Raw genomic sequence first — 12,919 nt, 5'->3', positions numbered from 1 at the left:
ATAAGATGGAAGAAAACGACCGTTCGGTCACATAAGTATGTATTATTTTAAACTTTTTTGGGTAAAGTTCTTTTCGTAATCTTTGTCGCTATTCCAAGAAAATTTGAGCTACTAATTGGTAGTTGTAGCCATTTTCAATGCTTTAGAGAAGGTAAGATGTTACGTAACACTATGTGTGTTTAAGTTTTAGTACGAAAAATAACTACCAATGCAATAACAACCTATTTGAAATATTTAAATGAGCTCATTTGTATATTTGTGCTTAAAATGAATGTTTAATATTGTTGGGCTTCAGCACAAAGCCCTCGAAATTACCTTGGTGGCGTGAGGAGCTCATATTAATAAATTTCCTTCGTTGAGGGTAGATAAGGTCTTCCATTTCATGATCAATAATTAGGGAGAGAATCAAATTGAAGAGTAGAAAGCAAGAAATTGTGAATTCAGCAATGAAGCTATTTGCTAGAAAAGGCTATCATGCTACATCTATGCAAGAAATAGCGGTTCAGAGTGGAATTGCGAAAAGCTCATTATACAATTATTTCAGTTCTAAAGAAGAGTTGTTAATGACTATTTTTAAGCATTACTATGACGTTCTGTTTGAAAAAGTTTCAATGGTAGAAAGAAACTCAAAGCTAACCCCAAAAGAGATACTCATTGAGCAAATTAGTGTACAGCTCCAAGAAGCAGTTAATTATAAGGATTTTATGCGATTGCAAATGAGAGAACAAATCATTCAAGTCAATGATGACATTCGCCAATATATCTTTCGAATGCGATCGCAATTTCTAAGTTGGTACAGTCTGCGTTTACGTGAAGTATATGGTAATAAAATAGAAAAACATTTATTAGATTGTGTAACGATGCTAAATGGAATTCAAAGGGAGTATACATTTAATTTACTCGTTGGCGAAGCAGAATTGGATGTCAAGAGGATGGGTGCTTTCATCGTGCGTAGACTTGATGCCATTGTTGAGAGCATGATGGATGATGAAGAGCCCTTATTGACAAACTCAATTTTTGACCATGAAATGATAGGGGAACGGACTGCAAAAGAGCATCTGAGAGATCAAATTACTCATAGCATTCATAAGATGAGAGAGCATGTACAAAAGACGTCACTTGAAGAGATGGTGAAGGAAAGATTTGTTTCGACGCTCCTTGCACTTGAAGAGGAAATGAACAAGGAAGAGCTTAAAGTGGTGTTAATTGAAAGCCTCCTATTTTTCTTGAAAAGCCAGCAAGATTCGCAAATCAATAGTGAAGTAAAAAAAATTGAAAAACTTCTTGAAATTTATTTGTAAAGGCTCTTTTCGTTAACTCTGTTGTTATTCAAAAATGGAGAGTAAGAAGAGTTTTTATGAAACCTAAATTATTGTAACAATAGAAAAGATGTTACGAACGGTAGGTTTATACCTGCTTATCTATTAGAACGAAAAGCAACAACCAATACGAAAACAACCTTATTAAAATAAGGGGTCCAACAATGTGTATGATCAATTTTGGGATTCCGTTTATATTTTATTATTTTTCGGTCAGAAGACCCCCAATACAATCCCTTGAGATCTGAAGTGGAGGGGAGTTCGAAATTTACATTTTGTAACTTATGTTAATAGTATTATAAAAAACTCCTATAAAAATAGGCGGGGGAATTATGCTAAACTTCAACAAACTATCTAAAGAAATGTATGCCGAATTAGTAAAATTGTTAACTTCTGAAACCTGGCCTTTTCATGGACATGAAATGCCGTCAGAAGATATGATTAGAGAATCTATAACAAATGGATATTACACCGAAAATGGCAATGAAACATTTTTGATAACATTGAATGATGAGACTATTGGCATGATAAGAATCTTTGATTTAGCTGATCCTACATGTCTATTTGATCTACGCCTTAAAAACCGATATAGAGGCAAGGGGTTTGGTTCAATATGTGTAAACTGGCTATCAAGATACGTTTTTAAAAACTTTGCTCATATTGTAAGAATAGAAGCACATACGCGACATGATAATTATGCGATGCGAAAAACGCTATATAATTGTGGGTACGTAAAAGAAGCATACCATAGAAATGGTTGGCCTCAAGGGGGGATATTACACGATGGTGTCGGATATACGATCATAAGAAGTGATTGGGAAAAGAACACTGTAACGTGTATTAATGATTCATTCCCTTATTGATGTCAAGAAAAAAATGTGGTTGACATTAATTGCAAATTTATGTAATGATAAAAATAATTAAAGTGGAAAGGAACGGTACTTAAACGAATGTGGAATTAATCCTATTTTTTTAGACATTATTTAAATAGTTTATTTTTAATAAATGTTGTCTAGATAGGATTAGTCTATGCATTTTTAGGTACTATTTTTATATGTGTTATAATTGGACCATTAATATGGTTGAAATTATAGCAGGAATGATGTGTTCAAAAAAATGGTGAAGAATAATTGGAGTAAATGTACCAATTTCTAATCTTTTTGAAAAATTGAGCCGTTTTTGCTGAACTTTTTAACATCATTACATACCTAAATATTACAGCTAATCCTCTCTAGAATTGTAGGGAGGATTTTTTATGCTATTGTTAGATGCGAATCAAATTGAAAAGTCTTATGGAGACCGTACGATATTAAATATTCAACAATTACAAGTGTTTAATGGTGAAAAAATTGGGGTTGTCGGTAAGAATGGGGAAGGGAAATCTACGTTATTGAAAATTTTAGTGGAACAACTTGAGCCAGATAGTGGAATTGTCAACGTATATTGTCCGATTGCTTATATACCGCAGCTTGAAGATCTCGAAGTTAGCGATATTCCTCAAAAATTGAATGGTCATTGGAGAATTCCTAAAGATAGGAAGCAATTTTTAAGTGGGGGAGAAGAAACGAGAAAGAAAATAGCATCAGCTTTGTCTGCAAATGCTAAATTAATCATTGCTGACGAACCAACAAGTCATTTAGATGTAGAAGGAATAGAACAATTTGAAAGAGAGTTAAAAGCATTTGCTGGAAGTGTCATTATTATTTCTCATGATCAACAACTTCTTAATCAAGTTTGTACCACGATCTGGGAATTGGATAAAGGAAAGGTACATTGCTATGATGGCAACTATGAAGCATATGTTGAGCAAAAGAAACATTTGAAAGATAGACAGCAGTTTGAGTACGAGCAATATGTGAAGGAGAAACAACGTCTAGAACAAGCTGCAGTAGAAAAAAGCCAAAAGTCAAAATCATTGAAAAAAGCACCAAGCCGCATGGGTAATTCTGAAGCGAGATTGCATAAAAGAAGTGTTGGTCAAAAGAAAGCGAAATTAGATAAAGGTGTCCACGCACTTAGATCGAGAATTGATCAACTTGAGAAAAAGGAAAAACCAAAGCAAGAAGAAGATATCACCTTTGACATTAGTCAGTTTAAGAAAATTCATAGCAAAAGGGCAATTGCATTTAACGAAGTAAGTGTAAAAATGGGAAATCGTTTGTTATTTAATAACTTAAACGGTGCCATTAAACCAGGGGCAAGAGTTGCTATAATTGGAAGAAACGGTGTAGGCAAAACAACATTATTAAATATGATAGCAACAAGGCATGATGATATTTCTATTGCTAAACCTGCTTCCATAGGATATTTCCATCAAAAATTAGAAAGTCTAGATGAGCATAAAACGATCTTAGAAAATGTAAAAGAATCCAGTCATTATTCAGAGCAATTTATTAGAACCGTGTTATCGAGGCTACGATTTAAACGGGAAAATGTCCATAAAAAAGTATCCATGTTAAGTGGAGGAGAACGGGTAAAAACTGAATTAGTAAAAGTCTTTTTAGGAGATTATAATGTTCTGCTATTAGATGAACCGACCAATTACCTTGACCTTCAAACAAAAGAAGCGTTACAAATGGTGTTAACATCTTATCCAGGAACAATTTTGTTTGTAACTCATGATCGTTATTTCGTCCAAGAGTTGGCGACACATATTTTACAAATTGAGCATGACAAAGGCGTTTTGAAAGATATTGACTTATTAGAGTCAAATGATTCTGTTGAACAACAACAAGAAGAAACGAATTTGTTAGCGGTTGAAATGGAGTTAACAGAGGTGTTAAGTAGATTATCACTAATCACAAATGAAGATGAAAAACAAATGCTTGAAGCTAGGTTTTCGAATTTACTAGCACAAAAGAAGCAGTTAGTGAATAAGAAATCTCGAAAATAGTCTTGACGGTTACCTTGGGGAGAGTTGAAACTAGAATAGCGAAGCTTGTAAACAGTGTGGGTTAACCAAAAAACAAGTGCTTATAAACATTTGTCATCGAATTCCAGATGAAAAGATGCCCAGATTTCTAGTAGTGAACGTATCTAATTCTTAGTAAGAAAAACAATAATTAATACAAACAGCTATTGTAAAAGAGCAATTCACAACGTGGATTGGTCTTTTATTTTGTAGGCTTTTTTCATAAACTTTGTTGCTATGGTTACCAAATTATTACCATGAAAAGTCGTTTTATATGTTAGTCTTCGTTGAACAGAAGAAAAGATGTCCCGAACGTTAGTTATTATCGAATCTAGCCCTAATTACGAAGAACAACAATTAATACGAAAATACCCTTTTAGTAAGAAGGGCATTTGGAAGCTTAGTTGTTATGCTCCTTCATTAAAATACGATTCAGAAATTTTTGTTATGCTTGTGTCACTATTTTTTAATACGAATAAACAAGACATAATAAAGTGTTCATGAAAACTGAAATTATATAAAAATACCAAAATATGAAACTATTCTATGAATTTTCCGTATATACAATTAGTAGAATAAAAAGCTATCAGATTAAGAAAAAAACTTCTTCGTTAATGGCTTGCTAATTATCAAATAAAGCCTTATTTAAGGCTTGAAAGGATAGACCTTCATTCATCACATGGAATATTGTAGAGACGGGGGCATATATGGAATTACAAGATCACTTTGTTAAAACAGTTCATTTATATTTTAAAGAAGAAGGAGCAGCTTGGTTACAAAGGCTACCTGAATTAATCCGTGATTGCGAGCAAAAGTGGCATTTGAAGATAAAAGAACCTTTTACCCTTTCGATAAATTACGTTGCCGCTGCGATTATGAATGATGGGAGGGAGGTAGTAGTGAAAATTTGCATTCCGGGAGAAGGGTTTCTTGATGAGATTGAAGCGTTAACGTTATTCGATGGCAAAGGCATGGTTCAACTAATCGATTTCGACAAAGACAAAGGAATAATGATACTGGAAAACGTCTCACCTGGACACACTTTAGCAGAAATTGAAGATGATGCTAAAGCTTGTCGACTAGTCGCTAACGTAATCAAAAAACTATCTATACGTGCTCCAAAGGAAACTAGGATCGCATCAACACTTGGTAGAGAAGAAAAGCTTCGGAACCTGATTAAAGAACACCCAGAAGGATTTGGCCCTATTTCACAACATACACTAGAAGTAGCTTTGAAAGTTTTTACATATTTAAATCGAACGATAGAACAACACTTTCTCCTTCATGGAGATTTTCATCATTACAATGTTCTATCATTTACAGATGAAATATGGATAGCAATTGACCCTAAAGGGTTAGTCGGTGAAATCGAATATGATTTAATTCAATTTCTGCTAAATAAATTACCTGACCAAAACGCTTACGACGTAGTAGCAAAAAGAGTTGATATTCTTACGCAGGAATTGAAGCTTAATAAAGAACGCTTACTGCTGTGGGGCTACTGTCATACCGTGTTAGCTACTTCATGGACAGTTGATGATGATGGAACTTATGACGATAAATTTTATCAAGCAATTGACATATTTCACAAGCTGTATGAAGCTAATTATGGAATGGAAATTGAAGCATTAAAATATGTAAACTAAAACAAATAATGAGTTGTTTCATAAGCTGAAACTTAGTTATAGTTTATAACTATAAAGGACGGGTATCATGAAAGGTTATTGGAATGAACGTTTTAGTAAAGGAAAGATATGGGGAGAACTGCCAAGCAATACGGTAGAGACTGCTACTAAACTTTTCTTGAACAATGGTGCAAAAACTGTTTTAGTACCAGGCGCAGGCTATGGAAGAAACTCGAAAGCACTTGCGACTACTTTTAAAGTTGATGCAATAGAACTTTCACAGCAAGCTATTGCTACTGCTAAAGAACATGATAAGTCGACGTCGTATATTGAAGGGTCAGTATTCGATTTACCTATTCCTCATAAAAAATATGATGGGATTTATTGTTATAATCTATTACACTTGTTTTTGTTATCTGAAAGAATGACATTTATTCAGAAGTGTATCGATCAGTTAGCTGAAGATGGAATGATTTTTTTAACCTGCTTTTCGAACGAAGACTCTTCTTATGGTCAAGGTGTAGAGGTAGAAAAGGACACATTTGAATATAAGCCAGGAAAAGTCGCTCATTTTTTTAGTGAGGAGGACTTGGTAAACCATTTCAAACATGCTGAAGTCATTCAGACAGGCTCAATAGACGAAAAGTTAGAGTATATAGATCAAACTGAAAGAACTTACAAATTAAGATACATCATAGCCAAAAAATAGATGAAATTGCAAATGTAACCTCCCTGAATAAAAAGAAAAGTGAACATAGGGAGGTTATTTAAAGAGCTCATAAATTTTTGTTATTCAGACGGTCTTTCCTCTAAATCTTGCTCTCTTGTACGACCATTGTAAAATAGTGCCTCATCTATTAGTTTGTTTTCTTTCGCTGTAACCTGTTCAGCACGAAGGCGGTACACTACGGTTTTACTATTTTTAGAAGAACGATATGAAGATACGTGGTGCTTTGATAGTTTATCACTAAAATAGCCTGGCACATATTTATCAAGCATGACTTGCATAGCATAGGTTGCTTCCTCAATGTCATGTACAATTTCGAGTTTACCGAAGATCATCACACTGTAATAGCCAGTGCTTGTATGTGCTGGTACTGGATTTGTAATTGTACCCTGATCTTCTGCAATTGTGAAGCAGGCTTGTGGATTTTCTTCAATGATACGTTGTTTTCTCCCTTCTTCAGCTCCGTGAAAATATATGCAATCATTCATCCATACATAATTAAGTGGAACGACATACGGTAAATGACCATCTGCTAAACCTAAATAACCCGCTTTGATACGGTGGCAAAATTCATTAACTTTTTGTCGATTCACACTTTGTTTTTCTTCTCTTCTCATTGTATACATTGAAGCCCCTCCTTTTATTTAGTAAAGTAATTGTATTAACAATCTGACTATTCGAAAAGGTACAGTTTTTACATTTCACTAGGGGATAGATTGGAGGAACACATGCTTGAAGTCACATTAAGCTTAGATAAGGATAGTGAAACGCCATTATATATGCAAGTGTATCAATACTTTATAAAAGAGATAGAAACGGGTAAAATCCCACCACAAGCAAAACTTCCATCGATTCGTAGCCTTGCCGACCACTTAAGTGTCGGTAGAAATACGATAGAGTATGCGTATCAACAATTGATTACAGAAGGGTACGTAAGAAGTGAGCCACGGAAAAGACTAATTGTTAACCAACTGGACAAAGACCTTCTATCTCAAATACATACTATACCTACTAAAAAAGATACCGCAGATGTTCAACAGGAAAAGCATTTTACGTACGATTTTCGATATGGAAATGTTGACCTTGAACATATTCCTTATAAGCTGTGGAAAAGACACATGAATGAAGTGTTGGCAACTAATGATGATCAGCTCATATTTTATGGTGATAAAAAAGGTGATATACAGTTACGACAGCAGCTTGTTCATTATTTGTATCAAGCAAGAGGAATTTCTTGTACGACTGACGAGATTATTATCGGAGCTGGCATGTATCAAATGTTAAGTGTTATAAGTCAAATACTTATGAAGACAAATGATACGGTTGCCGTAGAAAACCCTTGTTATGATGGTGCACAGCGGGTTTTTGCAAATCATGGCTTTAATTTAGAAGCTATTTCACTCGAAGAGGATGGTTTAAATATAGATCAATTGGCAAAGGGAAGCGCTAAAACTGTATATGTCACACCGTCACATCAATTCCCAATGGGGATGGTTCTACCTATTCAAAAACGTCTTCGCCTCATACAATGGGCGATCCAAAATAATGGCTTTATTATTGAGGATGATTATGACAGTGAATTTCGTTATCAGGGAAATCCGATTCCTGCATTAAAAGCACTGGATCGAGATGAACGTGTCATTTATATTGGCACATTTTCTAAATCTTTTATGCCAGCCATCAGAGTGAATTATATGGTCTTACCAACAAGGTTATTACATACATATCATTCTCATTTTGTAACGTACAGCCAACCAGCTGCTGCACTTATTCAAAAAACATTAGCACATTTTTTAGCAAAGGGTCATTTTGAACGCCATATCCGGAAAATGCGTAAAGTATATGCTCAAAAGCATCGTGTATTAATTGAGGCAATCCATAACTATATGGGGAATAAAGTGAACGTACAAGGTACACATGCAGGAGTTCATGTAATTATTAGCATTCCACATCGTAATGAAACAGAGCTACATGAAAAAGCAATTTCTGCTGGAGTTAATATATATTCAGCTAAAAAATATTGGGTGGGAGAGTCAACAGCAGATACCGCTCATTTTATCCTTGGCTTTGGAGGGATGTCATCAGAAAAAATTGATGAAGGCATAAAACATTTAAGTAAAGTTTGGTTTGCAGATTAAATGCTTTTATTATGATATTAAAAACCTGGCTCTTTTTGGAAAAACGGTTAGTAGTCAATGTATTTGGAGTATTTTCATTGTAAGTAAGAGCTCATGTAATATCAATAACATCAAGGTTCAAAAATGAGGGGATAGCTATTTTATTAAATATAATCGGTTTCTTTCTATTTGTTACTACTTTACTGGTATTTTTCATCTTTACTATTAAATTAATAATCTTCTTTGTTAAAAAGAAAAAATTCCCCACAAAATTATTACTTGCTACTTTGTCAGGAGTAATTTTGTTTCTTGGATTATTTGTTTATAGAGACTATTTCTTTACATTTGATAGCCTCAAGGGTGAGTCTTACTTAATTCCAGTGACTTCTCCAACAATGAAATACACAGCAAATGCCTACTATATGCCATACGGTGGCGCAGCTGGTGGCGTGAAAATATGGGTAGATGTTACATATCATGATGAGAATGATAAAATTCAAACAGTTTATTATAGTGAAGCAAAAAGTGGTTTTTCTATGAGCTGGAATGACGAGGATATTCTATATATAAAAAATGAAAACTCAGAAGTTCCAAATTCAAGCAGAAGTATTATGCTGGAAATTGGTAAAGAGATCTATCATGAATATGGTTTAGCGTGTAAAAGTTGGTTAATGCAGGATGAATATGAGACTTGTTATCAATATGAATAGTTATCGTGATAGCGGGTGTTTACTAGATAGTATTCATTATATAGAGGGTTAAACAATATTCGAATGAGTAGTTTTAATATGAAAGGATCTTTTCGTAAACTTTGTTGTATTGTTATTAATTAGATTAGCAGGTAGTAATTTTATTCTGTTGTCTTCATTTTAATGGAGAAAAAATGTGGCTTGTCGGAAAAACAACAATCATACGAAAACAGACTATGTAAAAGAACCTGTTTTGATCAACCTTAGATCAAAACAGGTGTGGTTAACGTCGTTGTTTTTAGGACTCTTCTCATAAACTTTGTTTGAGGTTTATTAAAAACTAGAAGAACCTTAATAGGATTGTATATTTTAATGTTGTAAATAACTACTATCTGTGAGGTAAAAGCGTTTATTAAAAGTTGTTATTGATATATTAGTTGTTATTATCATGCTCTTCTTTTAGTTTTCTTTCTTCTTCATTTGCTTTCTCAATCTCTTCTGCAGTCATTACGTCTAATTCAATCGGTACGTATGGAGAATCTTCTAACATAGCATTAAGATCTGAAGTTAATAGCCCTTCTACACCTTCTAATTTTTTGCTGCCGACAGCAACAATTTCTCCATCTTTTTTGACTTTGTAATGACCTTGATAAAGTCCCATAAATCTGTAGGCATCATCAATAACTGGACCTTCATAGTTCTTTAAGAAGAATAGAACCTTTTCATTTTTTTTGACAAGAGGGTCCAATTCACCTACATCATTTTGTAATAGTGTAATCGTGTCTCCTTTCGAAAGACTATTATCATGATCTCGGTAAATGTCTTTAATCTGAATTGTAGATTCATAGAAGTTGATTCCTTTATAATCAAATGCCTTGCCTTCAGTTTTTACTTGCCCAACTATTACGATAGGTGTATTTTGGGCTAATTCATTCATATCTGCGAAAACCTCTGAAGGGTTAGCATCCACGCCTTGTTGATAAGGAGCTTTAACAGGATTAGAACTTTGAATAATATTGTTACAACCTACTAATGTAATTACCGTAACCAATGCAATGAGGCATTTTTTCATGTTGATTCCTCCTTTTAATAAATACTTCTAATACCACTAATATCTCCATCACCAAGATCAACTTGACTAATATCTCTATTAGAGTTATTACTCATAATTTCAGTTGTACAACTAGTATGGCTTAATCCATGAGTATGACCATACTCGTGAATGGCAGTACGTTCATACTCAACAAATCCGTACCAAGAATAATTTTTATGGTAATATTCATTTAAATATATATCCTTTGGTGAACGTGCATAATAAGCAGCACCGACCCATCCGGTATCCCCATAATCATCACTTTCTATTGCAAGATTATTTCCTCTTGATACTTCATTGAAATTAAAGAAACTAAAATGTTCATTCCATTCTTCACCAGCGAGATCAATGCGATAACTGTAATCATAAGATCCATTCTGAGTGTACGTGAAATTAATGTTAATTTGTTGATTGTTATCATATTCCCATCCACTATAACGAGAAATCTTTTTATAGCAATTTGAGGAGGGGTGTTCATCTGTTGGAGCAGCATTTGTCGAACCTATAACTATTCCAAAAAGCATCAACATTGTCAAAGCTGATAGAAATAACACTCTAACTTTAGAGCTAATACGAGAAGACATAAAAATTTTCTCCCTTCTAATTAAAATGGCCAACAAACTACTAACATTGGTAACTAATTTACATTTTCACCTCACCTTCTAGCTTTTTCTGATGTATACGATCGTTATTTCATAAAAAACACTCTTTTTAATATTGAAATAGCAAAATGATATTAAATGCCTAAGTAAGTGCTTATCCACTTTATTGACATACTGTCTATTTGTAAAGATAAAGACTCATTGACAACTCATTTGGGAGGGGAATCTTTGCTCTAATGTCCAATCACTTTGTAGAATATTTCTGTAAATTGAATTGGTAACAACATAGATCATGTCTTAGTGGTATACTGCTGAAAAAACTAAATCTGTTCATTTTAAGCTGCTTTGGAATAACAATTTGTTTTCGTACGATAACTAAACATATTGTGATAGCTAAAACGGTTAGTATCAAATACCCTTGTCTTGCTTGTTATTCAAATTTAGTAACAATCGTGGCAGAGCTTACAATGATTGGTGTTATTTCTTTATAGTCGGATAAAGTTCTCCCTTTAAATTTTTCTTCGGTTTGTTCTATCAATAGTACTTTATCTATTAATTTGGAATTAATATTTATTCTGTAAAAAATCCTCTAGAGACCTCTACGTAGTGGGAGATGTCACATCAAAATATTTCAGATAGGAGGAGGTTGGACTCGCCTTGGTTGTTGAATAATCCTCCTTTAGGTGGAAGTAATAACCTGCTAAAGGCTGTTACTTAAACATTCGTTATCAAGTATAGTCAAAGGGTAACAGTACTTGGCAGTAAATTATAATATTCATATATTAAGAAGACTAGGGGGAGGATACACATGATTATAAGTAGAACGCCTAGTTTTAAAGATTTAAATGGTAGACTTATCGAAGAGAGCGTCGCATCTATAGAAATGTTTCAACTTGGAAAAATTCAACAATGTGTCTTAATGAGAGGGAAGAATAAAAAGAATCCAATACTACTTTTTCTACACGGGGGTCCAGGTACTGCCCAAATAGGTTTTGCACCGAAATTTCAAAGAGAATTAGAAGAACATTTTGTAGTAGTGAATTGGGATCAAAGAGGGGCTGGTAAATCTTATGCTAGTAATATCCCAGTTTCTAGCATGAATATAGATCAGTTTTTGCTTGATCTTCATGAACTTATTGAAGAGCTACTACAGCGCTTTAAGCAAGAAAAACTCTATTTAGTTGGTCATTCATGGGGGAGTGTATTAGGGTCTCTGTTCATTTCGAAGTATCCTGAGTTAATTCACGCATATATTGGTGTAGGTCAAGTAGTCAATATGGAGAGAAATGAAGAAATCTCGTATGAATATACGTTACATAAAGCAAATGAAACGAATAATAAAAAAGCGCTTGAACAGTTGATGAAAATTGGCAATCCCCCATATAAAGATCAGGTAGATTTATTTTTACAAAGAAAATGGTTACGGAAATTTGGTGGATCATTTCACAATATGTCATTAAGTAAGTTTATTCTCTCATCGATATCATTTCGTGAATATTCATTTGTCGATTTAGTAAGGTATATGGCAAATGGAGAACGTTTTTCTATTAATAATCTTTGGGATGAGTTGATGGAAGTAAATTTAATTAAACAGGCTCATACATTTAAAGTTCCAGTGTATTATTGTGTTGGGCGTTATGATTATCAGACGCCTCACGAATTAGTTGTGGATTATTTTAATATAGTGGAAGCACCCAAAAAAGAGCTTATATGGTTTGAGAATTCTGCTCATGCTCCAAATTTTGAAGAACCTAATAAGTTTTATGAAGTTTGCATGTCTGTCGCTCAATAGATTTTATTGACAAAGGTATTGAACATAATAGGGAAACCTCTATA

General features: G+C 33.7%; 11 protein-coding genes. 8 read left to right on the top strand and 3 right to left on the bottom strand.

Translation table 11 applies throughout. From position 1 onward, the window contains the following. Window positions 1–410: 410 nt before the first annotated feature. The 5 genes from V1503_RS06730 (at window position 411) to V1503_RS06710 (ending at window position 6,564) form a co-directional block, all read left to right on the top strand. A complete protein-coding gene (locus V1503_RS06730; RefSeq protein ID WP_410625753.1) occupies window positions 411–1,301 on the top strand; it encodes a TetR/AcrR family transcriptional regulator in 891 nt (296 codons plus the stop codon). Between the two features lie 350 nt (window positions 1,302–1,651). Next, window positions 1,652–2,182 carry a GNAT family N-acetyltransferase gene (locus V1503_RS06725; protein ID WP_320259028.1) on the top strand — a complete coding sequence of 177 codons (531 nt, stop codon included), beginning with the start codon at window positions 1,652–1,654 and terminating at the stop codon, window positions 2,180–2,182. Window positions 2,183–2,574: 392 nt separating this feature from the next. Further along, complete coding sequence (gene abc-f / locus V1503_RS06720; protein WP_410625751.1) at window positions 2,575–4,212, top strand: ribosomal protection-like ABC-F family protein; 1,638 nt, start codon at window positions 2,575–2,577, stop codon at window positions 4,210–4,212. Between the two features lie 725 nt (window positions 4,213–4,937). After that, window positions 4,938–5,876: an aminoglycoside phosphotransferase family protein gene (locus V1503_RS06715; RefSeq protein WP_410625749.1), complete on the top strand. Its 939-nt coding sequence runs from the start codon at window positions 4,938–4,940 to the stop codon at window positions 5,874–5,876. A gap of 67 nt (window positions 5,877–5,943) precedes the next feature. Then, a complete protein-coding gene (locus V1503_RS06710; protein ID WP_410625747.1) occupies window positions 5,944–6,564 on the top strand; it encodes a class I SAM-dependent methyltransferase in 621 nt (206 codons plus the stop codon). 80 nt (window positions 6,565–6,644) lie between these two features. On the opposite strand, the gene V1503_RS06705 is transcribed toward V1503_RS06710, so the two are convergent. Continuing rightward, entirely contained in the window at window positions 6,645–7,208 is a 564-nt protein-coding gene (locus V1503_RS06705) for a pyridoxamine 5'-phosphate oxidase family protein (RefSeq protein WP_352222770.1), read from the bottom strand. 102 nt (window positions 7,209–7,310) lie between these two features. Here V1503_RS06705 and pdxR point away from each other — a divergent pair, with 102 nt between their 5' ends. After that, on the top strand, window positions 7,311–8,720 hold the full coding sequence (gene pdxR, locus V1503_RS06700; RefSeq protein WP_410625744.1) for a MocR-like pyridoxine biosynthesis transcription factor PdxR: 1,410 nt from the start codon (window positions 7,311–7,313) through the stop codon (window positions 8,718–8,720). 266 nt (window positions 8,721–8,986) lie between these two features. Beyond that, window positions 8,987–9,409: a DUF5412 family protein gene (locus V1503_RS06695; protein ID WP_410625742.1), complete on the top strand. Its 423-nt coding sequence runs from the start codon at window positions 8,987–8,989 to the stop codon at window positions 9,407–9,409. Window positions 9,410–9,821: 412 nt separating this feature from the next. On the opposite strand, the gene V1503_RS06690 is transcribed toward V1503_RS06695, so the two are convergent. Together V1503_RS06690 and V1503_RS06685 are read right to left on the bottom strand one after the other, a co-directional pair. Next, window positions 9,822–10,460 (bottom strand): hypothetical protein, encoded by a 639-nt coding sequence (locus tag V1503_RS06690; protein WP_214480529.1) that lies wholly within the window; start codon window positions 10,458–10,460, stop codon window positions 9,822–9,824. 14 nt (window positions 10,461–10,474) lie between these two features. Continuing rightward, on the bottom strand, window positions 10,475–11,065 hold the full coding sequence (locus V1503_RS06685; protein WP_214480528.1) for a matrixin family metalloprotease: 591 nt from the start codon (window positions 11,063–11,065) through the stop codon (window positions 10,475–10,477). Between the two features lie 826 nt (window positions 11,066–11,891). Here V1503_RS06685 and V1503_RS06680 point away from each other — a divergent pair. Then, on the top strand, window positions 11,892–12,875 hold the full coding sequence (locus V1503_RS06680; protein WP_410625739.1) for an alpha/beta fold hydrolase: 984 nt from the start codon (window positions 11,892–11,894) through the stop codon (window positions 12,873–12,875). Window positions 12,876–12,919 lie beyond the last annotated feature (44 nt).

This window comes from Nanhaiella sioensis (genome assembly GCF_046557775.1).
Classification (GTDB): Bacteria; Bacillota; Bacilli; order Bacillales; family SM2101; genus Nanhaiella; species Nanhaiella sioensis.
The sequence above is the reverse complement of the archived record's forward strand: the minus strand, read 5'-3'. Positions and strand labels throughout refer to the sequence as shown.